Source organism: Oceanicola sp. 22II-s10i, assembly GCF_002210105.1.
GTDB lineage: Bacteria > Pseudomonadota > Alphaproteobacteria > Rhodobacterales > Rhodobacteraceae > Pseudooceanicola.
The window spans coordinates 1,087,198-1,109,890 of the sequence record NZ_AQQU01000001.1 but is presented as its reverse complement, the minus strand read 5'-3'; the positions used below and the strand labels follow the sequence as shown (position 1 = coordinate 1,109,890).

The window sequence follows — 22,693 nt, the reverse complement described above, 5'->3', positions numbered from 1 at the left end:
TATCTCGGTTAGGCGGCCCTGTTCAATCCGGCGCGGTGCACGCCCCGGATCCCGGCCGCCTTGCCCATCGGGAAGGAGTCAAAATGCGCTACCAGATCACCGGAAAACAAATCGACATCGGCGACGCCCTGCAGACGCACGTCAAGGACGGGCTGGGCGAGGTCGTGGCGAAATACGCCGAGCGTCCGACGGATGCCATGATCATATTTTCCAAGAGCGCGCACGAATTCGTCTGCGAGGCGACCGTGCACCTGAGCACCGGACTTACGGCTCAGGCCAAGGCCCACGCCAACGAGATCTATGCGGCATTCGAGTCCTGTAACGAGAAGATGGAGAAGCAGCTGAGGCGCTACAAACGGCGCCTGAAAGACCACCACAGCAAGCGGACATCGCCGGTTGAACAATTGGAAGCGTCCTCGTATATCCTCGCCGCGGATCAGGCCGAAGAGGAATCGGACGGCTCTGATCTGCAGCCAATCATCGTGGCCGAGATGGAGACACGGATCCCGTCTCTCTCGGTCGGTGAGGCAGTTATGCAGATGGAACTCGCGGGGGCTCCCGTTCTTGTGTTCCGCCACGAAGGCAAGGATGCGCTGAACGTGGTCTACCGGCGCGATGACGGCAACATCGGCTGGATAGACCCCCGCGCATGAACGGATGACGCATCGCCGCCCCAAGTGGGCGGCGATTGCCAAAACGCAACGAGGCGACATGAACCTGTCGGCAATTCTGAAATCCGAGGCCGTCAAGGTCATCGGGTCTGCGTCGAGCAAGAAGCGACTGCTGCACGATCTGGGCGAACTGGCCAGCGGGGCCTACGGGCTCGAGGCCGGACTGGTCGTCGAGGCGCTGATGGAGCGTGAGAACCTCGGCCCGACCGGCGTCGGCCACGGTGTCGCCCTGCCCCACGCCCGGCTGGACGGGATCGATGATGTGCGCGGCGTGTTCATCCTGCTGGAGAAGCCGGTGGATTTCGACAGCCTCGACCGGCAGCCGGTCGACCTGGTGTTCGGCCTGCTGGCCCCCAAGGACGCGGGCGTCGAACACCTGAAGGCGCTGGCACAGGTGTCGCGCACGTTCCGCGATCCGGCGATGTGCAAGAAGCTGCGGTCGAACGACGATCCGGCGACGCTCTACGCGATCCTGACCTCCGATCAGGACATGCAGGCCGCCTGATCGGTCTGCCTCGACAGGGCACCGGTATCGCCTGTCAGGCGGACCGGCCGCCCGTCACCCTTTCCACGGACCGTAGCCAAAGATCATGTAGTCGCGCTGATAGACATCCGCGACCTTGGCCTCCAATTCGGCGTCGTAGACATCCGCCAGCGGCACCGGTCCGGTGTCCGGCAGGATTGCGGGCCGGGGCGCATCCTTGACGCCGGCGCTGGCGGCCAGCGCCGGCAGCCAGTCCGCCATCTCCTCCTCGCGCACCACCATGTCCGGCAGGGCGAACTGGCCGAAGCCCTCGACCGTGGCCGCCTGCGTGGCCCATGACGGATCGTTGCGGATGTTGGTCTGCCCGGCGAGGTTGGCCTTTACGAAATCCAGAAACGCCATCAGCGCCGTCCGGTGCTGCGCGGCATCCCAGTCCGCGCCCGGTCCCTGCCCCGGTATCGGCAGTTTGTATTTCTGCCGCAGGATGCGCCGGATCTCGGACAGCGAACCGGCGCCGGTGTCGAGGATACGTTCGCAGAAGGCCGCGTTGATCCGGGCGACGGGGTGCCGGAGGACGGTAAAGCTGCGATGTCCCGGATTGCGCCGTTTCCACTGGCGCAGCTCCTTCTGGGAAAGCCGGTCGCGCAATTGATCCTCGGCCACGCCATCCAGCGCCGCCATCCACGCACGCACCGCATCCTCGGGCCCCGAGCGGACGGGCAGATACATCAGTTTCGCCTCGGCCGCCGCGACGTATGACGGCACCGCGGCACCACGGCGCGGCTCGAAATTCGGGGTGCGGGACAGGTTGAACCGGTCCAGCCGCGCCAGCGCCTGTTCCATGCCGGCAAAGTTCGTCACCTTTTCCTCGACCGGGGCCGGGTTCTGGCGCTTGAGGCTCTGGTCCAGTCGCTCAAGCCGGTCTTCGATCCCGAGGAACTGGGCGATCCCGTTCATCACGGCAACGTCCTGCAGGTCCTCGTAGGCCACGTAGAACGCCGTCTGACCGCTGCGCTGGAGCGCGTTCATCAGCCGGACCTGAAACGCCTGCAGCGCCTCCAGATGGGCCTCGAACTCGGCGGTGTCGAACTCCACTGCCTCTTCCTTGCGGCGACGGACGTCGGTCAGTTTCCACTGACCGGTGGACTGCGCGATCTTCCAGCTGACATAGCTGTCGACCGGGTTGCGGGTCAGCACGATCTTGGCGCAGCGGGGGTCGTCGACCACCATGTCGAACACGCGCGGGTCGTGGTCGTGGAAATAGCGGAAGCCGCCGATCCCCTCCGTCCGATCCCGTATCGTGGCGATCAGGCGGGCCGGGTCGGCATTGCGCTCGGCCTCGGTCACGCCAAGGATCTCGGTCCGGTTCGGATAGCCGATGAAATGCGGATTGAATGCCTCGCCGTGGCAGGTGACGGAGGCGAAGGCGTTCAGGTTCGCCTCCAGGAAATTGGAACCTGTCCGCATCTCGGCGAACATGACGAAGTGGTCGAACGGCCTGCTCATGTGTCCTTACTTCTGCACGAGGTAGGGTTTCGGTTTCTTGGCCACCCGCGGCGCGGGTTCCGAGGCGGCCGGGAAGTCGCCCATCAGGTAGGGGTGCATCCCCTGGTTCTTGAGGTTCTGCAGGAACTGGCCAAAGCCGGTCAGGTCGACCATCTTGGGCACCTCGGACAGCCGACGCGCGGACCGGATGCCAAGCTCCTCGATCACCATCTGCAGCGGCTCCATCGGGGCCTCGATGAATTCGGCCATCGTCCAGATGCGGATCCGGGCCTTGGCATAGGGCGACCTGAGCGCATCGAGGAACTTGGCCTCGATCTTCTGCATCTTCGCAGCCTCGACCCGCAGCTCGCCGAAATTGCGGTTCGAGTTGAACAGCGGCAGCGCCCAGGCCCCCGAGATCACCGAGATCTGGGCGTTGGCGTCCTTGGACAGGTCCCAGATGATCTTCTGATTGTCGTTCGGCCCGAACTGGAACGCCTGCCGCTCGCCCCGCGTCGCCCAGATCAGGTTGGTCAGAAAGCTGCGCGGATTGTAGTCGCGGATCGCCGCGCTGTCGGAAATCGCACCGTTGATGACCTCGTGTCCGGCGGCGAATTCCACCCGGTCGGGACCATAGAGATGCCCGTGCACCCGGATGTTGGTCATCCGTGCCAGCCAGGGCTCGAAGTCCTCGAACAGCTCGGAAAAGCCCTGGAACACCGAGTATTCGGCGCAGGTTGCGCCGTTTTCCCACCCGCTGTTCGGCCAGCGCGACTGCATGTAGAGGCCCGACCGGCCCCGCGTCCGCCGCTCCACCGCGCGGCGGAAGATGCGGTCGATCTTGCCGGGGTTGGGTTCCGTCCGTTTCAGCGCACCCTCGGCATCGGTCAGGAAGGCGCGGTAGAGACGGTTCGCATGCGGCCAGATCTTTCGGGCGACAAAGCAGTCGGACCGGCGCAGCAGCTGCAGGTGATCGTCGTAGAAGATGTGCGGCTTGCCCTGAAAGTCGAACTTGCTCAGCGTCAGGGACCGGCTTTCGACGTGCTGCGAGTAGAGCCGGGTCAGTGTCTGGAAATAGCTCTCGTCGGGGATCCACACCCGCTTGAAGAACCGGTCATACACCGGGCGTTCCGGGTCCTGCAGGATGGCGGACAGGGTCTGCCGCGTCAGACACCACCATTGCGATCCCATATGCGGCGTGACCCCGTTCGGCATCTTGCGCCGCAGGGCGAACCGGCGCTGCAGCGCGACGTAGCGGTCAAAGAGATACCGGTTCTTCTTCCACGCGAAGGGAAAGCGCAGGGTGAACCGTTCGCTGTCCAGCCCGCCCACTGTCCAGGGCACATCGGCGGTCGTAGCGCTTTCGATGAAGTCCGTCTTGGGCCGCGCGGCGAGGTAGTCCTTCAGCTCCTGCACCGGCCGCAGCGGCAGGCAAGAGCCCGAGGCGAGGTAGACATGCCGCACCTCGGGAAACTCCTTCAGCATCAGCTCGGACGCTTCCTGCGTGGCGGCGACGATACCCCATGTCCCCCATTCGCAGCGGTGGCGATGCGAAAAGCGGACGATGTCCACGTCGGACAGCGACTTGCGGAAGGCGTTGTAGACCGAGCGGGGCACGTTGGTGTCGGCGTGAATGACAACAGGACACCCGGCCGCGGCCCAGTGGCGCGCGACTTGCTCGGCCCTGTTGAGGGCCGTGTGAACGAGCATCACTATGCCGACGGTCACATGGGCTCCTCCGCCATCATGCCCAGTTGCCTTTGGACATCAGCCCGAGGATCTCGAGCTGTCGCCAGTTTATGTATTTTTCCGACCACCGGCACCAGAGGTCCGGGTTCTCCTGCAGGGTTTCCGCATAGGCGCGGTATTCGACAGAGGCCGAGTAGTGCTGTTTACGCGACAGTTCCTCGGCCGCCTTGTCGCCGAAGGTGTGCAGGAACTTGGTGTGCAGCAGGATGCCGCTGGCCTTTTCCCCGCCCCATTCGTCGTAGACGAGGTTCAGCCCGCGCGGCAGCAGCATGTGGGTGGAACTGACGAAGGCGTATTTGCGATCCCACTTGACCAGCGGCACCTTGTTCAGCGCCGGCGCCTTTTCCGGGGTGTCAGGGAAGAAGACCCGCATCCGGGGCCCGCCCTGGATCCACAGGTTGCCGAACCGCTTGTTGCGGGAAATCACGTAGTTTCCGGAATCGAACCACGACGCGATCTCCATCGGGTTCTGACCGGCCTTGTAGGGCTCCGCGTCGATGCGACCCTTGGGATACATGTCCAGCAGCATGGCCGAGAACGACTTGATCGACGAGGCGTCCAGCCAGTCGGTCAGCGCCGACAGAGGGCGGGTGTCGCAGAACGGGTAGATCAGGAATTCGTCGGGATCGACGGTCAGCGTCCAGTGGCCGTGGCCATAACGCATCTGCAACCAGTTCAGCCAGTCCACGCCGAAGCGCGAGCGCTTGTAGCTGCGGGTCGTCGACCAGAGCGACACGTCGGGCTGATCCGCGAGGTATTCGCGCGTGCCGTCGGTGCTGTCGTTGTCGACCATCAGGAAATGCGCGACGCCCATGTCCCGGTAATATTGCAGGAAATAGGGCAGGCGGATCTTCTCGTTCCGCATGGTCGAGAACAGCAGGATATCCCGCTTGCGGATCTGGTCCGTACGGTCAGAAACGTTCCTGAGTTCGCGGCGTTTCCGAAACGCGCGGATCAGCCAGCGTTTCCGCTGGAGCCTCAGCCGGTATGACTGCACGACGCCCAATTCTGCCCCATCCGCCCCGGCGGTCCGGTGCCGGCAGGTCTGCGGCTATCACGTCATCTTTAAGACGACGTTGAAATGTTCCTCCCACCGGGGCGGTACATAGCCGTTTCTCATACCCGTGCCGGTCGTTCTGCCGTCAGCCTCTGTCAAGTTATTTATGGTCTTGCGCCACGATAGCCGATCCGTGACGGGCAGGTAAACGGGAATATCCCCAAGGATTTCGCGGTATACGTGCAGATCAACACAAACGACTGGGGTTCCGAGGGCTGCGGCCTCTACTGGTGGCAGGCCGAAGCCCTCGGCGATGCTGGGCTGAAGCAGCGCCCGCGCGCCGGTGACCAAGGCGGAAATCGCGCCGTCGGTCAGGTCGGACAGCTCCCGTACGGGACCGTCCGGCGGCAGCGAGTCGAGCCGGGCGAACACGTCCTCGTTGCGCCAGCCCCGCGCGCCGCAGATCAGCAGCGGCGGCGCGGCGGGGCCCATCTCGGCCCACAGGTCCAGCAGCAGCGCGTGGTTCTTGCGTGGCTCGATCGTGCCTACGGCGATGAAATACGCGCCCCCTGTCGGCAGGTCGGCGGGCACGGCGCCCGCATCCGGGCGCGGCGGCTCGACACCCAGATGCGCGACCACGACATCGGGACCACCGGCCGCCGCACCGCCGTGGCGCATCACGTCGCGGCGGGTCTGTTCGGAATTGCAGATGATCAGGTCAGCCTGCCGCAAAACGCGGTCGAACATCGCCCGGAACCGGGCGACTGTGCCCTCGCGCTGCATCTCCGGCAGGTCGAGCGGGATGGTGTCGTGTATCAGCACCGCGATCCGTCCGCCGGGCACGGACCGCACGGCCCGCAGCACCCGGTCGGTCAGGTTGGAGTGGCCGGTGTTGAGATAGGCCGTCCCGGCAGGCAGCGCCGCGCGCAGCATCCGCTCCAGACCCGGCCGCGTGGACCGCCGGATGGCCAGTCTCCGCAAATCCGCGTCGGCCTGTCTCTGCGCCGGGCTCAGTGACCGGCTCAGCCGGGCACGCAGGTCCGCCGGACCCCAAGGGGTGTCGCCATCCACCCGCGACAGCAAACCCGCCAGCCCGGCCCGATCCAGCAGCACGTAACCCGCGACGACCCGCGCCAGCCCGTAAAGCGGCGTGTCCTCCTGCAGAAGCCGGACCAGATAGGCGCGCTCAACCCGGTCCACCCCGGTCAGCGCGCGCCCGGCGCGGCTCGCCAGTCGCGTGACGTCCAGGCACCGCGCGGGGGGCGGGTTATTTGTCGTAGTGGCCAGTCTGATGCCACCGCCATGCGTCGGCGATCATCACCGGCAGGGTCGAGCGGGTCGGGGTCCAGCCCAGTTCCGCCTCGGCGCGGGTCGACCCCGACACCAGCCGCGTGCAATCTCCGGGCCGCCGCGGGCCTTCTTCGTAGGGCACCGCGCGATTGGTGACCGCGTTCGACTGTTCGATCACCTCGCGCACGGAAAATCCGGTGCCGGTGCCGAGGTTGAAAACCCGGCTGCCCTTGCCGTCGAGCAGACGCCGCAAGCCCAGCACATGGGCATCGACCAGATCGCAGACATGCACGTAGTCGCGGATGCAGGTCCCGTCCGGTGTGTCGTAATCGGTGCCAAAGACGGTCAGCGCCGGGCGTTTGCCGTCGATCGCGTCCAGCATGACCGGGATCAGGTGCGTTTCGGGGCGGTGGTGCTCGCCGATCTCGCCCTCGGGATCGGCCCCCGCCACGTTGAAGTAGCGAAAGATCACGTGCCGCAGCCCGTCCGAGGCTTCGAAGTCGCGCAGGATCTCCTCGATCGCCCGCTTGGACGAACCGTAGGAGTTGATCGGCATCTGCACGCTGTCCTCGTCCAGCACCACGTTGTCCTGCTCGCCGTAGGTCGCGCAGGTCGAGGAGAAGACGAAGTTCATGCAACCCGCCGCAACCGCCGCCTCGATGAGCGTCAGCGATCCGGTGACGTTGTTGTGCCAGTATTTCCCCGGCACCTGCATGGATTCACCGACCTGGCTGAGGGCGGCGAAATGCATCACGGCGACCGGGGCATGGGTGGCAAAGACCGCGTCCAGCCGGGCGCGGTCAGTCAGGTCGCCCTCTTCGCAGGGGCCGAACTTGACCGCATCACGCCAGCCGGTGACGAAGTTGTCGAAGGTGACCGGGGTAAATCCTGCGGCTTTCAGCGCCTTGCAGGCGTGCGAACCGATGTACCCGGCACCGCCGGTGACGAGTACCTTTGTCATGACCCGCCCTACTGTGCCGCCTGATCCATGTGAACCGTCTCGCGCAGGTAGGCGAGCAGCTCGTCACGCAATTCCGGCCGGCTGAGGCCGAAGGCGACGGTCGCCTGAAGGAAGCCTGCCTTGGAGCCGCAGTCATACCGCTGGCCCTGGAACCGGAAGCCATAAACCGGCCGGTTTTCGGTGATTTCCTGGGCGATGGCATCCGTCAGCTGGATCTCTCCGCCCGCGCCGGTGTTCTTCGCGTTCAGGTTCTTCAGCACCTGCGGGGTGAGGATGTAGCGCCCGATGACCGCAAGGTTCGACGGTGCGTTTTCCTTGGGCTTTTCGACCATACCCTTGACCGAAACGAGGTTGCCGTGATCCTCGGCGACGTCCAGCATCCCGTAGTTCTTGGCCTTGTCCATCGGCACTTCCATGGCGGCAACCATGTTGCCCGGCGTTTCCTCGAAGGCTTCGACCATCTGCTGCAGGCAGGACTTCTCGGCCGCGATCACGTCGTCGGGCAGGATCACCGCAAAGGGCTCATTCCCGATCAGCCGCCGTGCGCACCACACCGCGTGGCCCAGGCCCATCGGTTTGTGCTGACGGATATAGGCGATCGCGCCGCTGTCCATGTCGGTCTGCCGCAGGACTTCCAGAAGGTCGGTCTTGTCCTTGCGCTTCAGCTCGGCCTCGAGCTGCGGGCTATGGTCGAAGTAGTCCTCGAGCGCGGATTTTCCGCGCGACGTCACGAAGATGAATTCCTTGATACCGGCGGCCCGAGCTTCGTCGATCGCGTATTGGATCAGCGGTCGGTCCACCAGGGTCATGATCTCTTTCGGAACCGATTTCGTGGCTGGCAGGAAACGGGTTCCAAGTCCGGCAACCGGGAAAATGGCTTTACTGACCTTCGATCGCATAATGTCTCCTTGTCCTCGCAGCGCCAGAAACTGCGCTTTAGAGGTCCTCTAAGTTCTTAGCAGGTCAAAATAGTGGTGAAAACGCGTAAACAAGTAACGGCTTGTTTATAGAACGTCACTGCAGGTTCTTTGCATCGGACGGCTCCACAATCGGCAAGTTCCGGCTCAGAGCGACGCGAAACGCCTCATCGTTGATCCTGCGCGCGAACGTCGTCAGCCGGACGCGACCCTTATCGCGGCCGCTGCGCCCCCAAAGGCCGCCGATCTGTTCCCACACGCCGTCGCGGGTGAACCGGACCCTGTGCGCGAGCGCGGTGCGGGACAACAGGAAGAGCGAAACGGTATGCCCTTGCTCCGCGGCCTGTCGTGCCTTCTGCCGATGACGGCGCGCCCGGACCAACCGTCCGCCGATCACCTTCGTCTCGCCGCTGGCGCGGCTTTCGAAGGGCAGGAACCAGTGCTGGGCGCGCGCGATAGGCGGCATCTGCGACACCGGGCGCGCGATGCCGTCAGCGATCCCTTCATCCAGCCGCCGCATCAGTCGCGCGACGTCGCGCGGTTCTATGCGCCCGTCGACCATATAGCCGATCAGCGCGCGCCTGCGGCCCTCGCGGAGGCGTTGAAAAATGCGGGCGTGTTCCTCTTCGGGGCAATGCCTGCGCAGGAAAACGGCCGTGCTGGCCCCGATCTCGAACAGGTCGAGCGGTGCGCGGGTGCGGGTGCGCCGGTCGCTCTCGGCATAGGCGTGATGCACCAGCGCCAGCGGAACGATCGCCGTTGCATGCCCGGCTCGCGCCAGACGCAGGTTGAGATCCGTTTCGTCGAGGTAGAAGCGGTAGGCCGGATCGAACCCGCCCATCTCGGCCAGCACGTCCCGGCGGACCGCCATGTTGGTGCCCTCGGTCTTGATCGCCCGGCCATCGGCCGGCGTCAGCAGCACCGGGGCGTCGCCGGGCACGTCAAGCGGCTGCGCCAGGCCGGTATGATCTACGCTGCGCGCCTTCCACTGGAACGAGATACCGTTCCGCCCGAGCACGTAGCCGCCCGCCGCAGCCGCCTCAGGGAACCGGAAACCCTGCACGAGGTGATCGAGCCACGCGGGCTCCGGCACGGCGTCGTCGTCGATAAAGGCCACGATCTCGCCCGCCGCCTCTGCGATACCGAGATTGCGCGCGGCCGAGATGTTGGGTTCGTCGCACCCGACCGTCTTGATCTCCTCGGCGAACCCCGCCGCACGGACGGCCGCCAGCCCCGTCCGGTCCGCGACCACGATGATCTCGTAAGCCGGATAATACAGCCGGGCCAGCCCGGTCAGACACAGGGTCAGACTTACCGGACGGCCCCGGCTTACAACGATCACACTGACCGTCGGCGCGCCGGTCATGGCCGGGCTACGGCCATTGCGGCGACGGTGATCTGCGCCGGCTTCACGCGGGTTTCAGGTCCACGTCCGGCGCAAAGGCGATGAAGAACGGGTTCGCGAAATCCGCCTTGCCATAGGTCAGCGGCGTGTGGTCGTCGAACCGCACGACCTTGCCCCCGGCCCCGGCCAGAACTGCATGGCCCGCGGCGGTGTCCCATTCCATCGTGCGGCCGACGCGCGGATAGAGGTCGGCCTCGCCCGTCGCCACCAGGCAGAACTTGAGCGAGGATCCCGCGCTCTTCATGTCCTTGACGGCGTATTTGCCAATGTAGTCGTCGGTCGCCTGGTCGCGGTGGCTCTTGGAGGCCACGACCATCAGCGCCGCGTTGTCCGATGCCGCGACCCGGATCGGCGTGGTTGCGCCGGGTGTGTCCAGCGTGAAGGGACCGGCCTCCTCGACCGCGGAGCCGTCTTCCAGCGTGTAGAACATCCGCCCCTTGGCGGGCGCATAGACCACCCCGCGCAGGGGCACGCCGTTTTCGACATAGGCGATGTTCACGGTGAAATCGCCGCGCCGGTTGACGAATTCCTTGGTTCCGTCCAGCGGGTCCACGATCAGGAAAGTGCTCGCACTTTCGCCATGGGTCGCAGCCTGTTCCTCCGTCACCAGCGCGACGTCCGGGAAAGCCGCGCGCAGCCCCGCCGAGATCAGCGCGTCGGCGGCCTCGTCGGCTTCGGTCACAGGACTGGCGTCGGATTTCGTCTTAACCTCGAAATCGTCGGCGTCGTAGATCTCCATGATCTTCTCGCCCGCTTCGAGCGCCAGACGGCGCATAACGGTGGTCAGCTTGGCGTGATCCAAAAAGCACTCCTTCCACACTGGGGCAACAGCGTGTTGATTTGAAAACATTTGCCGTTCACGTTATGGTCAAACCTCGACGGATCGGCAAGATTTCCCTGTCACGATCCGCCAGAGGGCAAGAGGCCGGGCGCATCATGTTTGAGCAGAACACACCCCGCACGACCATGGCGTCGGCGGCACAGCACGCCAACCTGATCTATCATTCCATCGTCCGGGACGTGCGCAAGTCGCACAACAACGCCGTTCTTTCTATCCTGTTCAACATGCTGCAGGCGGCGATGTTCGTGATCGCCTTCTACGTCATGTTCTCTGTCCTCGGCCTGCGCAGCTCGGCCGTGCGGGGGGATTTCCTGCTGTACATCATGTCGGGGATTTTCCTCTTCATGACGCACACCAAGACGCTGGCTTCGGTCGTCGGGTCAGAGGGGCCGAACGGCCAGATGATGAAGCACGCGCCGATGAACACGGCGATCTCGATCCTGTCGGCGGCGCTCGGCACGCTCTACATCCAGGTGCTGTCGCTGGTGGTGATCCTGTTCATCTACCACGCCATCTTCAGCCCCATCACCATCGAGGAACCCATCGGCGCGCTTGGCTGCCTGCTGATCGCGTGGTTCTCGGGCGGGGCGATCGGGCTCGTGTTTCTGGCGATCAAGCCGTGGTTCCCGCGCACGGTCGGCATCATCTCGACCATCTACCAGCGGGCGAACATGATCGCCTCCGGCAAGATGTTCCTGGCCAACACCCTGCCGGGCTACATGCTGGCGATGTTCGACTGGAACCCGCTGTTCCACGCCATCGACCAGGCACGGGGACATATCTTCATCAACTATTACCCGCGCTATTCCAGCGTGGAGTATCCGATCTACCTCAGCCTTGTTCTGCTGATGATCGGCCTGATGATCGAGTTCTACACCCGCCGCCACGCCTCGGTCAGCTGGGGCGCGCGGCGATGATCCGGCGCGCGGGTCCGCTGCTGGCACTGGTCGCCGCGCTGGCCTGCGCCGGCCCCGCGGCCGCCACGCAGGACGCCTATCCCGCCCTCTACAATGTCCGTGGGGTCGCATCGAACGATGTCCTGAACGTCCGGGCGGAGCCAACCGCATCGGCACCCATCGTGGGATCGCTTGCCTTCGACCAGATGGATGTGGAGGTGCTGGAACTCGCGCCGGGCGTCAACTGGGGTCTGGTGAACACGCAGGAGGGCACCGGCTGGGTCTCGCTGGCCTACATGTTGCGGCAGCCGGGACAGTATTTCGGCGCGTTCCCCGAGGTGGCGCGGTGCAGCGGGACGGAACCGTTCTGGGGCCTGAGCAGCGACGGCATCGGCTATGTCCTGAGCGGGCCCGACATGCCGGACACCGCCTTTTCCGAGACATGGCGCGGTTCGTCGATCGGACGGCGCGACCGTCACGCGATGACGCTTCAGTCCGCCGATCCGGCACTGTCCGAGGGGACCGCCGTCATCGCCTATGCGGAATGCAGTGACGGGATGTCCGACCGGCAATACGGCTTGACGGTCGATCTGCTGCTGCGCGGAACAGCCGGTGTCACCTACTACACCGGCTGCTGCACGCTTCAGCCCTGATCAGTTCGACGTCCCGTCCAGCCCCTCGGGCTTGCCGGCGACGACGAAGGTCAGTTTTTCCGGGTCCATCAGCTCTGCCGCGACGCGGTTCACCTGTTCCAGCGTCACCGCGTTCACCCGGTCGTTCCGGGTGGCGGCATAGTCGATCGGCATCCCCTGGATCTGCATCCCGACGATGATGTTGGCGATCGGGCCGTTGCCGTCGAACCGCAGCGGGTAGGAGCCGGTCAGGAACTTCTTGGCATCCTCGAGCTGTTCCTCGGTCACGCCTTCGGCCGCGATCTTGGCCCATTCGTCACGGACCACGCTGATCGCCTCGGCCACGCGGTCGTTCGCGGAGGACACGGAGCCGATCCACAGTTTGGCCAGGTCCTTGTCCACGAGGTAGGAATAGACCCCGTAGGTCAGGCCCCGCTTTTCCCGCACTTCGGTCATCAACACGCTGTCAAAGCCGCCACCGCCGATGATCGTGTTCAGCAGGAACGCCGCGAAGAAATCCGGGTCCTCCTGCGACATGCCCGGCTGGCCGAAGCGCACGACGGATTGGGGTGTGTCGAACTCCTGCACATGGGTGCCGCCGTCAAAGGCCAGCTCCGCCACGGGCGGCAGGTCGGGTCCGGTCTCGGGCAGCCCGCCCAGCAGGTCGTCCAGCATGACCTTCAGCTCCTCGGCGGTGATGTCGCCGACGACGCCGATATACAGGCGGTCACGCACCAGCGCGTTCTGCCATGCGGTCACGATGTCATCGCGGGTCAGCGCCGTGACGCTTTCCTCGGTCCCCTGCCCCGGCGTGGCATAGGGGTGATCCCCGTAGACGCGCAGATCGAAGGCCTCGCCCGCGATATCGTCGGGGTCGGTCTTGTTGGACCGGATGTTCGACAGCACCTGCTGGCGCACGCGGTCGATCGCATCCTGTTCGAACGTCGGCTCGACGAGGCTGAGACGGAGCAGGTCGATGGCCTCGGCCCGGTTCTCGGTCAGGAATTTGGCCGAAACGGTGAAGGTGTCGTCATAAGCGCCATAATCGAACCCGGCGGCGAGGCTGTCGACCTCGCGCGCAAAGCCGCGCGCGTCCAGATCGCCCGCGCCTTCCTCCAGCAGTCCGGCCATCAGGTTGGTCGCCCCACGTTTACCCGGCAGGTCGAGCGAGGTGCCGCCCCGGAACCGCAGTTCCAGCGCGACGAAGGGGATCGAATGTTCCTCGACCAGCCAGGCGGTGATCCCGCCGGCCGAGGTGACTTCCTGAATCTTCACCTCGGCCCGCAGCGGCAGGGCGGCGAAGACGGTCATAGCGAAGACGGCGACGAAACGGATCATTGGGTCATCTCCTGGGTCTGGAGCCAGCCGGTCACGGATTTCTCGCGGTGATCGAAAACGTCGCGGGCAGCCTGCATGATGTCCTCGGCCGTCACGGCCTGCAGGATGTCGGGCCATGCCTGCACATCCTCGACGGTCAGCCCCTGCGTCAACCCCGCGCCATAAAGCCGGGCCACCGCGCTCACGTCGTCGCGGGCGTAGATCTGCGAGGCACGGATCTGGGTGCGGATGCGCTCCAGCTGGTCAGGGTCGACGCCTTCTTCCATGAACTCGGCAATCGCCTGATCCAAGGCGTCCTCGGCCTCCTGCAGGCCCAGACCCGGAACCGGGACGATGTAGATGCCGAAGGTCGTGTCGTCGAGCGCGCTGCCGTCATAGAAGGCCGAGGCATAGAGCGCCTTCTTGTTCCCGAACTGCAGCTTCTCGTTCAGGACGGAGGTCTGCCCGCCGCCGAGGATCTCGGCCAGCATCGTTAGCGCCGCGGCCTTTTCCTGATCGCCCGAGTCGCGCTCCGGCGCGAGGTAGGAGCGGCTGACATAGGGCTGCGCCACGCGCGGATCGCGGAAGATGATCCGCCGCTCGCCGGTCTGCGGCGGCTCCTGCGGGCGGGCACGCTCGGGCAGGTCGGGGTTCGGGGGGATCACGCCGTAATACCTGTCGGCCAGCGTGCGAACCTCGTCGGGGGTCACGTCACCCGCGACGACGAGGATCGCGTTGTTCGGCGTGTAGAATTGCTTGTAGTAATCCAGCGCCGCCTGCCGCGACAGGCCCTCCATCTCGTGTTTCCAGCCGATGATGGGCACGCCGTAGCGGTGGTTCAGATACTGCGCCGCCATCGCCTGTTCGCGGTAGAGTGCGCCTGCGCTGTTCTCGGTCCGCTGGTTGCGTTCCTCGATGATGACGTTCCGCTCGGTCGCGATATCGCTTTCCGACAGCTTGAGATTGACCATCCGGTCGCTCTCCATCTTCATCATCAGCTCCAGCCGGTCGGCGGCCACGCGCTGGTAATAGGCGGTGTAGTCATAGGCGGTGAAGGCGTTGTCGGTGCCGCCGTTCTCGGCCACCGTCTTGGACAGCTCGCCCGACTCCATGTTCTCGGTCGCCTTGAACAGCAGATGTTCGAGGAAGTGCGCCACGCCCGACACACCCGGCGTTTCATCCGCGGAGCCGGCCCGATACCAGACCATGTGCACCACGACCGGGGCGCGGTGATCCTCGACCACGACGACATCCATGCCGTTGTCCAGCGTGAAGGTGGTCACCTGATCGTTCAGATCGCTGGCCAGCGCGGGCGCGACGGGCCCCAGCACTGTCAGCATCAGGCTGAGGGAAATGGCTGCAAACCGCTTCATCGACGCTCCTTTCGCGGACGCTGTGTTCCGGGTGCGTCCCTTGCGCCAACATAGAGACAGGCCCCGATGCCGCAAGCGGGGTGACGCGGAATTGACCGGAAGCGGACAGCATGGCGCAGGCCCGTCCATTCGCAACGCGGCGGGTCATGCCGCCGCGTGGAACGAAGACCTCAGCCTTGGGTGAGACTTACCGGCCCGGCGGGAAGCTGGGCGTCTCGTAGCCGGAACGGCGGTAGGTGCGCGCGGTGGTGACCGGTTTGAGCGACTGCTTCTTGTAGGCCGGATAGTAGCGGTCCGTGCGGAACAGCCGGATCTTGGCGAACAGCGACTCGCGCTTGCGATAGGCCAGGTCCTCTTCGCGCAGCGTCTCGCGGATCGCGGGATCGCGGCCCTGACGGCTGGCGTAGTTCACAAGGCCGCCTTCGCTGGCCGGCACGCCCGTTGGCTGCATCGCCGAGGGGCGCCCGCCGAGCGCGGCGACCGCATCCTCGCGCGGGGTCAGATCGGTGCGGTTCGACCCGCCGGGGGTCGGCTGCGGAAGCTCGCGAAAACTCTGCGGCTGTTCCAGCGGCTTGGTCGGCAGGATCGCGAATTCCTCGGGGCCGCCCGTGTTGGTATTGAACGACCGCAGGCGGATGTCCCGCTCTTCGCCCGTGCAGGCGGCGAGCAGGGGCAGCGCCAGAATGATGATCGCTGTGATGGCCTTCATCGCGTGCTCCGTTCCGTCTTAACGCCTCGTTTACCGTATCGCGCCGCCCGCGTCACCCGGCCTTTTTCTCGTCCGGGGCAAAGATCAGCCCGACCACGCCGACGAAGATCGCGATGTCGGCGACGTTGAAGGCATAGGGGTTCTCGATACCGCAGCAGGACATGTTGAGAAAGTCCGCAACCGCCCCGTAAAGCAACCGGTCGATCACGTTCCCGATGGCGCCGCCAACGACCAGCCCGACCGAATAGCGGGCCAGCCGTCCGGGGCGACTGACCGCCTTGCCCTTGCGCGACCACGGCAGGGTATTGCCGTAATGCACCCACCACAGCAGCATGACGCTGACCACGATGGCCACCACGATCAGCAGCCACCGCATGAAATCCGCGCTGCCCGAGAACAGGCCGAAGTTGATGCCCTGATTCCACGCCATCCGGAAGTTGACGAAGGGCGGGAAGACGTCGATCTCGCCCCTGTTCTTCAGGTTCATCAGGTGCACGACCAGAACCTTCGTCACCTGATCGAGGACGAAGATCACCAGGGCCGTTTTCAGGACAAGCCGCATCTCGGCCCCTAGTGCCGGAAGTGGCGCATGCCGGTCAGCACCATCGCCAGCCCGGCCTCGTCCGCCGCCTCGATCACCTCGTTGTCGCGCATCGAGCCGCCCGGCTGGATGACAGCCGTCGCGCCCGCGTTCGCCGCAGCCAGCAGGCCGTCCGCGAAGGGGAAGAAGGCGTCGGAGGCCACGACCGAGCCCTTGGCCGGCGTTTCGGAAAGCCCGATCTCCTCGGCCATCCGCTGCGCCTTGAGCGCGGCGATGGTGGAACTGTCGACACGGCTCATCTGCCCTGCGCCGACGCCGACGGTCGCGCCGTCCTTGACGTAGACGATGGCGTTGGACTTCACGTGCTTGGCGACGGTCCATGCGAACATCAGGTCGCGCAGTTCCTGATCCGAGGGCGCGCGCTTGGTCACGACCTTCAGATCGGCGGGCAGGATGCGCCCGTTGTCGCGATCCTGCACCAAGAGGCCGCTCGACACCTGCTTGAACGCCACGCCCGGCGCCGCCGGATCGGCCAGCCCGTCGGTGGTCAGCAGGCGCAGGTTCTTCTTCTTGCCGAGAATCTCGCGCGCGGCCGCATCGGCGCCGGGGGCGATGATGACCTCGGTGAAGATGCCCGCGATCTCTTCGGCAGTGGCCGCATCCAGCACCATGTTCAGCGCGATGATCCCGCCGAAGGCCGACGTGCGGTCACAGTCGAAGGCCCGCATGTAGGCGTCCCGGAGCGTTTCGCCACGGGCCACGCCGCAGGGGTTCGCGTGCTTGATGATCGCGCAGGCCGGACCGTCCTCGGGCCGGAACTCCGACACCAGTTCGAACGCGGCGTCGGTGTCGTTGATGTTGTTGTAGCTCAGTTCCTTGCCCTGATGCTGGGTCGCGGTAGCGACACCGGGGCGGGACGAGCCGTCACGGTAGAACGCCGCCGCCTGATGCGGGTTCTCGCCATAGCGCAGCGTCTGCGCCAGCGTGCCGGCAAAGGCGCGGCGGCGCGGGGTCGGCTCGCCGATCGCGCCGGCCATCCATGCGGAAACCGCGGCGTCGTAGGCGGCGGTGCGGGAATAGGCGGTCAGCGCCAGCCGCTGGCGGAAGGCGTAGGTGGTGCGGCCCTCGTTGGCTTCCAGTTCGTCCAGCAGCGCGGCGTAGTCCTGCACATCCGTGACCACGCTGACGAAGGCGTGGTTCTTGGACGCGGCGCGGATCATCGCCGGGCCGCCGATGTCGATATTCTCGATGCAGGTCTCGTAATCCGCGCCCTTGGCGACGGTTTCCTCGAACGGGTAGAGGTTGACGACCAGCAGGTCGATCGCCTCGATCCCGTGCTGCAGCATCGCACTGACATGACCGTCATTGTCGCGCAGCGCCAGCAGGCCGCCATGCACCATCGGGTGCAGCGTCTTGACCCGGCCATCCATCATCTCGGGAAACTTGGTCACCTCGGACACGTCCCGCACCTTGAGCCCGGCATCGCGCAGCGCCTTGGCCGTGCCGCCGGTCGACAGAAGCTCGACCCCGCGATCGGCCAGCGCGCGGGCAAAGTCCTCCAGCCCGGTCTTGTCGGAAACGGAGATCAGCGCGCGGCGCAGCGGTTGCAGGCCGGTATCGGTGGTGGTCATCGGATCGAATATCCCTTTGCTTCGGTCTCAGGCGTTCTGGTCCGCCTCGTCCCGCGTCAGGTCGCGGATGGAGACGGGTGTCTCCTGCGCCTTGGCGAGGGACCAGCGGACGCGGGTCGCATACTCTATCGCGCGGCCGGACAGAACGATCTGTTTGGTCGCACGCGGTTTGAGCCGGTTCTTTTCGAGATAGACCGAAGGGTCAAGCCGCATTTGTGTGCGGCCGTCATGGCGGAAGATCCAGATCTCGCCCGACCGCAGCGCCAGCGACACCGCAGATCCACCAAGGTCGATCTCGGCATCCACTTCCGGATGCAGGTGGAACCGGACCTGATAGGGCAGCCCCGCCAGCCGCACCGCGTCCATCGCCTTGTCGAAACGCCGCTTGTCCGCCTCCTCCAGCGCCAGCAGCATATCCTCGCCCGCCATGCCGCGCCCGTCGAAGGTCAGTTCCAGCCGCCGGGCATGGGTCAGGCCGAAGCCTTCGACATAGGCATCGTGCCCGCCCTCGAACCGCAGCCCGTCGCTGGCCTGGCTGATCTGGATGGGCACCCGTTTGGGCCCGTCGATCAGCATCTCGCGGCCTTCGTCCTTTTTCGCCGGGACGACGCGGGCCGAGGACAGCCCCTCGAGCGACAGCGTCGAATGGCTGGGCGTCGCGCGACCGGCCCGCCGCCACTCCGCGCCGAAGCTGACGCCGGAGCCGCAGTTGACGATCAGCGGCCTGCGCCCCGAGGTCAGTTCGAACGCCAGCGTCGAGGCATGGGCGTTGTAACTCGCCCGCCCCTGCGGCGCTTCGCTGGCGTCGATGATGATGCTGGTGCGCCCGGAACTGATCCGCGCATAGCCCATGGCCAGCCCGTCGGCGTGCCGCCCCTTGACCCCGCTTTGTGCCAGCGCGTGATCCAGCCGCCCCTCCAGCCCCTTGCCGCCGCCGTGGAACCGCGCAAGCGCGCCGTCGGCATGGCGCAGGGTGCGCAGCGTCGGGGCGATGCGCTCTATCGCGGAGGTCTGGGCATCCGGGACCTTGCGGTCGGTGTCGACGAGGATCGCGGCAGCCCATGTCAGCAGGGTGAAGACCTCCAGCAGCTCCTCGGGGTTGCGGGTCGGGATGCCCCCCTGATCGTCCACCCGCGCCTCGCATTCGCGGGCGAGCGCAGGCAGGGCGATGTCGACATATTTCTCCATCCCCTCCAGCGACAGCCCGGCATAGATCATGCCGGTCAGGGCCTCGAACCGGGGCAGGCCCGTGCCCGCGCTTTTCCAGCGACGGCCGAGGAAGATCGTCTGCTGCCCGAGCGAGCGGTAGAAGGCGCGGCTGCGTTCGCTGTCCAGGCTGCGCTGCAGGAACAGCGCGTGCGTCACCCAGCGGATCAGACGCCGACCGGCCAGGTCGGGCACCCAGCCCGGTCCGTGTCCGCGCCCGTAGCGCTCGATCCACTGCCAGAGCCAAGTCTGCGCCCGGTCCCGCGCATTGGCGTCACCGACCGCGGCAAGGTCGTCGAGCCAGGAAAAGCCGTGGATCTCTTCCTCGAAGGCCAGATCGGGCGGCTCGATGTCCCAGATTCCGTTGTCGGGGTCGGACACGAGGCTGCCCGCGAACAGGTAATTCCCGACCAGCAGCTGCCGCCCCTTGGCGAAACTGCCGATGGTGCGGGGTTCGGGCTGGGACACGAAGGTGGTGACGGGGCGCGACAGGACGCTCAGCCGTGCGTGCAGACGGTCGAGGAATCGACCGCGTCTGGCCGAAGGTCTTTCGGGACGTGTCATCTGCCTGCCTCTCACGCTCTGTGGCGTCTGCCGGGGCAGGATACCGCCGGGGGTCGGGAAAGTCATCGGGATTCGCCCGCGTGCCCCCGCTTGGGGTCAGAGGCGCAGCGCGACCATGTAGAACCCGTCGATCCCGCCGCGATCGCCCCAGTGATCGGGACGGATGCGCAGGCCGCCTTCGCTGCTGTGCCATGCCTCGGGCACGCCGGGCAGGTTGCGGGCGTCGGTGTCGACGCGCAGGCCGGGATGACGCGCCAGCGCCTCGTCGGTCTGGCATTCGCCTTCGTCCGGGATCAGCGAACAGGTGCAGTAGACCAGACGCCCGCCGGGTTTCAGCAGGGTCAGCGCGTGGTCGATCATCTGCGCCTGCAGGTCGATCAGGTCCGAGATGTTCCGCCCGTCCGCCGCATGGGGCAGGTCCGGATGCCGCCGGATGGTGCCGGTCGCGGAACAGGGCGCGTCCAGCAGGATGGCGTCATAGGGGCCGCCGTGATGCTCCAGCACGTCGCCGGTGATGGTGGTGGCCGTCAGCCCGGTGCGGGCAAGGTTCTCGGCCACCCGTTCCATCCGCTTTTCAGACAGGTCGAGCGCCGTGACCCCGGCCCCGGCAGCGGCAATCTGCAACGTCTTGCCACCCGGCGCGGCACAGAGGTCGAGCACGCGGTCACCCGGCTTGATCCCCAGCATTCGCGCCGGAAGCGCGGCGGCTGCGTCCTGCACCCACCACCGGCCCGCGTCATAGCCCGGCAGGGCGCTGACCTGGCCCGGCGCCGAAAGGCGCAACGAGCCGGTCGGCAATACCTCGGCGCCGAGTTCTGCGGCCAGTGCCTCCGTCTCGGCGGCATCGCGCGGCGTCAGGTCAAGCGGCGCCCCTGCGAAATGCGCCGCCTCCATGGCGGCTACGGCCTGGGGGCCCCATGCCTCGGTCAGGGGGAGGCGCAGCCACTCCGGCAGCCGGGGGACGCGCAGCCGGGGCCATTCGTTCTGCGCTTCGGCCGCGATCTTGCGCAGCACGGCGTTCACCAGCCCCTTCATGGACGCACCGCGCGGCGCCTCACCTGCCAGCGCCACGCAATCGTTCACAACCCCATGCGCCGCTTCACCATGGCTCAGTTCCCACGTGCCAAGCCGCAGGATGTTCTGGACGGTCAGCGGCGGTGCCTTGGTCAGATGTTTCCCAAGCAGACGATCCGCCCGGTCGAGGCCACGCAGCACCTCGGTCGCCAGCCGCTGCGCCCGCGCCCGGTCGGCGGGGGACAACGGATCGAGCGGCCCGCCCGCCACGGTCAGATCGGACATCAGCCGCGACCGGCCCAGCACGGCGTCGAGCAGCGCGACCGCGCCGCCGCGGGCCGATGTGATCCGGGGCGCTTCGGGACGGGGTTTGCCCGCGCCGCCGCGATCAGGCTTGCCACCCCTGCCCCTGGGCCCGCCGGGTTTACCGCCGGAGCGCGGGGGACGGGGGGATCTGGGCGGGGTGGGCATCAGGGCAATCCTTGCGATTGGACAGGGGCGGCGTATATCAACGCACAACACCGGAAGGAAGCCGAGATGAGCAACGCCGACACACCCCGCCAAGATCTGCCGCCCGCCGCGCAGCGCGCGCTGGCCGAAGCCGAGGCGCGGCGCCGGGCCGCACAGCCTGCCGACATGCCCAAGGAACTTGGCGGTCGCGACGGTCCCGAACCCGTTCGGTACGGCGATTGGGAGAAGAAGGGCATCGCCGTCGATTTCTGACGGCGTTCCGCTGCGGCCTATCGCAGTGACAGCTTGGCCGTCTGCCCTGTGCCCCTGTCAGATGTGAAACGGACGCCGCTGTCTCCGGCGTCGACCTTCTGACAGTTCCGGTCGAAGGGCTTGTCCCCCCAGTTCAACGTCCGGCAGAAGAATCCGTCCTGCCAGTTCCACGACCCGGTGACCTCGCGCCCGAACGCCCGGCCGGTGATCCGGCCATCCCGGAAGACACGCAACGACACGCCCAGATAGGTCAGTTTGCGTCCCTCGACGATATTGATGAACTCCGACCGCTTGTCGATACGCCTTTCAGCCTCGGCCAGAGAGGGGCCGGCAGTCGCTAGAACGGCGAGCATGGCGGCGATTGGAACAGCACGCATGGTGATCTCCTTTCACGGGGGTTACGCGCCCTCCGAGCGATTGGATCACTTCGGCGTTTCCAGACCGTGAATACCGGTCAGAATCCCAGCACGTCCGCCATGTCGTATTCGCCCGGCGCCCGGTCCAGCCCCCAGAGCGCCGCCTTGACCGCGCCGCGCGCGAATATCGCCCGGTCGGTCGCGACATGGCGCAGGATCACCCGCTCGCCCTGCCCGGCGAACATCACGTCATGTTCGCCCACGATGTCGCCGCCCCGGATCGCGGAAAAGCCGATATGCCCCGGCTGCCGCGCCCCCGTAATGCCGTCGCGGCCCCGGTCCGACATCTGCCGCAGCGACACGCCGCGCCCCTCGGCCGCGGCCTCGCCCAGCATCAGCGCGGTGCCCGAGGGCGCATCGACCTTGTGGTGGTGGTGCGCCTCGATCACCTCGATGTCGAATTCCTCGTCGAGGGCCTGTGCAACCCGTTTCGTCATTTGCACCAGCAGGTTGACCCCGAGGCTGAAGTTGCCGGCCCTAATGATGACCGCGTGCCGCGCGGCGGCGGCGAACTTCTCGAGATGTTCCGGCTCCAGCCCCGTCGTGCCGATGACATGCACAGCCCGCGCCTGCGCCGCCAGCGCCGCGAACTCGACGCTCGCCTTCGGCGCGGTGAAGTCGAGCACCGCCCTTGCGGTGGCGAAAGCCTCCAGCGGATCGTCCGTCACGATCACGCCGGTCGCCGCCCCGCCCATGCATTCGCCGATGTCCCGGCCGATCCAGTCGTGACCCTGACGCTCGACTGCCGCCGACAGCCGTGCGCGGCCCGATTCGGCGATCGTCCGGATCAGCATCTGGCCCATCCGGCCCGATGCGCCCGTCACCACGAAATTGGGAAGTTCCGTCATCCGCCCTGTCTCCATTGTCCGGG

At 66.2% G+C, this 22,693-nt stretch carries 22 protein-coding genes; 5 read left to right on the top strand and 17 right to left on the bottom strand.

All coding sequences use genetic code 11. The features are described 5' to 3' along the window. Positions 1–83 precede the first annotated feature (83 nt). Positions 84–653, top strand: coding sequence for a ribosome-associated translation inhibitor RaiA (gene raiA / locus ATO6_RS05500; RefSeq protein ID WP_088622894.1), 570 nt, complete (start codon positions 84–86; stop codon positions 651–653). A 58-nt stretch (positions 654–711) separates the two neighbouring features. Further along, the gene (locus ATO6_RS05495) at positions 712–1,176 is read left to right on the top strand and encodes a PTS sugar transporter subunit IIA (protein WP_088623422.1); all 465 of its coding nucleotides are present in this window, start codon (positions 712–714) and stop codon (positions 1,174–1,176) included. A gap of 54 nt (positions 1,177–1,230) precedes the next feature. Here the strand turns inward: ATO6_RS05495 and ATO6_RS05490 are convergent, their stop codons facing one another. The 8 genes from ATO6_RS05490 to cysQ all read right to left on the bottom strand — a co-directional run bounded on the left by ATO6_RS05490 (position 1,231) and on the right by cysQ (position 10,761). Continuing rightward, a complete protein-coding gene (locus tag ATO6_RS05490) occupies positions 1,231–2,661 on the bottom strand; it encodes a sulfotransferase domain-containing protein (RefSeq protein WP_088622893.1) in 1,431 nt (476 codons plus the stop codon). 6 nt (positions 2,662–2,667) lie between these two features. Then, complete coding sequence (locus ATO6_RS05485; RefSeq protein WP_088622892.1) at positions 2,668–4,368, bottom strand: beta-1,6-N-acetylglucosaminyltransferase; 1,701 nt, start codon at positions 4,366–4,368, stop codon at positions 2,668–2,670. A 16-nt stretch (positions 4,369–4,384) separates the two neighbouring features. Continuing rightward, positions 4,385–5,395, bottom strand: a complete 1,011-nt coding sequence (locus ATO6_RS05480) for a glycosyltransferase family 2 protein (protein WP_088622891.1) — start codon at positions 5,393–5,395, stop codon at positions 4,385–4,387. 48 nt (positions 5,396–5,443) lie between these two features. Then, entirely contained in the window at positions 5,444–6,586 is a 1,143-nt protein-coding gene (locus ATO6_RS05475; protein WP_254919072.1) for a glycosyltransferase family 1 protein, read from the bottom strand. A gap of 67 nt (positions 6,587–6,653) precedes the next feature. Beyond that, positions 6,654–7,637, bottom strand: coding sequence for a UDP-glucose 4-epimerase GalE (gene galE / locus ATO6_RS05470; protein ID WP_088622889.1), 984 nt, complete (start codon positions 7,635–7,637; stop codon positions 6,654–6,656). A gap of 8 nt (positions 7,638–7,645) precedes the next feature. Next, positions 7,646–8,536 (bottom strand): UTP--glucose-1-phosphate uridylyltransferase GalU, encoded by an 891-nt coding sequence (galU, locus tag ATO6_RS05465; RefSeq protein WP_176440835.1) that lies wholly within the window; start codon positions 8,534–8,536, stop codon positions 7,646–7,648. 115 nt (positions 8,537–8,651) lie between these two features. Beyond that, on the bottom strand, positions 8,652–9,920 hold the full coding sequence (locus ATO6_RS05460) for a glycosyltransferase family 2 protein (protein WP_088622887.1): 1,269 nt from the start codon (positions 9,918–9,920) through the stop codon (positions 8,652–8,654). 43 nt (positions 9,921–9,963) lie between these two features. Beyond that, positions 9,964–10,761 carry a 3'(2'),5'-bisphosphate nucleotidase CysQ gene (gene cysQ, locus ATO6_RS05455; RefSeq protein ID WP_254919071.1) on the bottom strand — a complete coding sequence of 266 codons (798 nt, stop codon included), beginning with the start codon at positions 10,759–10,761 and terminating at the stop codon, positions 9,964–9,966. 134 nt (positions 10,762–10,895) lie between these two features. Between cysQ and ATO6_RS05450 the strand changes: the two genes are divergently transcribed. Further along, a complete protein-coding gene (locus tag ATO6_RS05450) occupies positions 10,896–11,717 on the top strand; it encodes an ABC transporter permease (protein ID WP_088622885.1) in 822 nt (273 codons plus the stop codon). Continuing rightward, positions 11,714–12,349, top strand: a complete 636-nt coding sequence (locus ATO6_RS05445; protein WP_088622884.1) for an SH3 domain-containing protein — start codon at positions 11,714–11,716, stop codon at positions 12,347–12,349. The genes ATO6_RS05450 and ATO6_RS05445 overlap by 4 nt, the downstream gene beginning before the upstream one ends. Here the strand turns inward: ATO6_RS05445 and ATO6_RS05440 are convergent, their stop codons facing one another. The 7 genes from ATO6_RS05440 to ATO6_RS05410 all read right to left on the bottom strand — a co-directional run bounded on the left by ATO6_RS05440 (position 12,350) and on the right by ATO6_RS05410 (position 21,154). Then, a complete protein-coding gene (locus ATO6_RS05440) occupies positions 12,350–13,666 on the bottom strand; it encodes a pitrilysin family protein (RefSeq protein WP_088622883.1) in 1,317 nt (438 codons plus the stop codon). Next, positions 13,663–15,018 (bottom strand): pitrilysin family protein, encoded by a 1,356-nt coding sequence (locus tag ATO6_RS05435; RefSeq protein ID WP_088622882.1) that lies wholly within the window; start codon positions 15,016–15,018, stop codon positions 13,663–13,665. Before ATO6_RS05435 ends, ATO6_RS05440 begins: the two co-directional genes overlap by 4 nt. A 187-nt stretch (positions 15,019–15,205) precedes the next feature. Continuing rightward, positions 15,206–15,727 carry a DUF3035 domain-containing protein gene (locus tag ATO6_RS05430; protein ID WP_088622881.1) on the bottom strand — a complete coding sequence of 174 codons (522 nt, stop codon included), beginning with the start codon at positions 15,725–15,727 and terminating at the stop codon, positions 15,206–15,208. 52 nt (positions 15,728–15,779) lie between these two features. Continuing rightward, on the bottom strand, positions 15,780–16,289 hold the full coding sequence (gene lspA / locus ATO6_RS05425; protein WP_088622880.1) for a signal peptidase II: 510 nt from the start codon (positions 16,287–16,289) through the stop codon (positions 15,780–15,782). Between the two features lie 8 nt (positions 16,290–16,297). Continuing rightward, a complete protein-coding gene (gene purH / locus ATO6_RS05420; RefSeq protein WP_088622879.1) occupies positions 16,298–17,899 on the bottom strand; it encodes a bifunctional phosphoribosylaminoimidazolecarboxamide formyltransferase/IMP cyclohydrolase in 1,602 nt (533 codons plus the stop codon). 27 nt (positions 17,900–17,926) lie between these two features. Beyond that, the gene (locus ATO6_RS05415; protein WP_088622878.1) at positions 17,927–19,669 is read right to left on the bottom strand and encodes a heparinase II/III family protein; all 1,743 of its coding nucleotides are present in this window, start codon (positions 19,667–19,669) and stop codon (positions 17,927–17,929) included. Between the two features lie 96 nt (positions 19,670–19,765). Continuing rightward, positions 19,766–21,154: an RsmB/NOP family class I SAM-dependent RNA methyltransferase gene (locus tag ATO6_RS05410; protein WP_088622877.1), complete on the bottom strand. Its 1,389-nt coding sequence runs from the start codon at positions 21,152–21,154 to the stop codon at positions 19,766–19,768. A gap of 66 nt (positions 21,155–21,220) precedes the next feature. Here ATO6_RS05410 and ATO6_RS05405 point away from each other — a divergent pair, with 66 nt between their 5' ends. Next, on the top strand, positions 21,221–21,406 hold the full coding sequence (locus ATO6_RS05405; RefSeq protein WP_088622876.1) for a DUF1674 domain-containing protein: 186 nt from the start codon (positions 21,221–21,223) through the stop codon (positions 21,404–21,406). Positions 21,407–21,423: 17 nt separating this feature from the next. Here ATO6_RS05405 and ATO6_RS05400 read toward each other — a convergent pair whose 3' ends face one another. Together ATO6_RS05400 and dapB are read right to left on the bottom strand one after the other, a co-directional pair. Continuing rightward, positions 21,424–21,783, bottom strand: coding sequence for a dihydrodipicolinate reductase (locus ATO6_RS05400; RefSeq protein ID WP_088622875.1), 360 nt, complete (start codon positions 21,781–21,783; stop codon positions 21,424–21,426). Positions 21,784–21,860: 77 nt separating this feature from the next. Continuing rightward, entirely contained in the window at positions 21,861–22,670 is an 810-nt protein-coding gene (gene dapB / locus ATO6_RS05395; protein WP_088622874.1) for a 4-hydroxy-tetrahydrodipicolinate reductase, read from the bottom strand. Positions 22,671–22,693 lie beyond the last annotated feature (23 nt).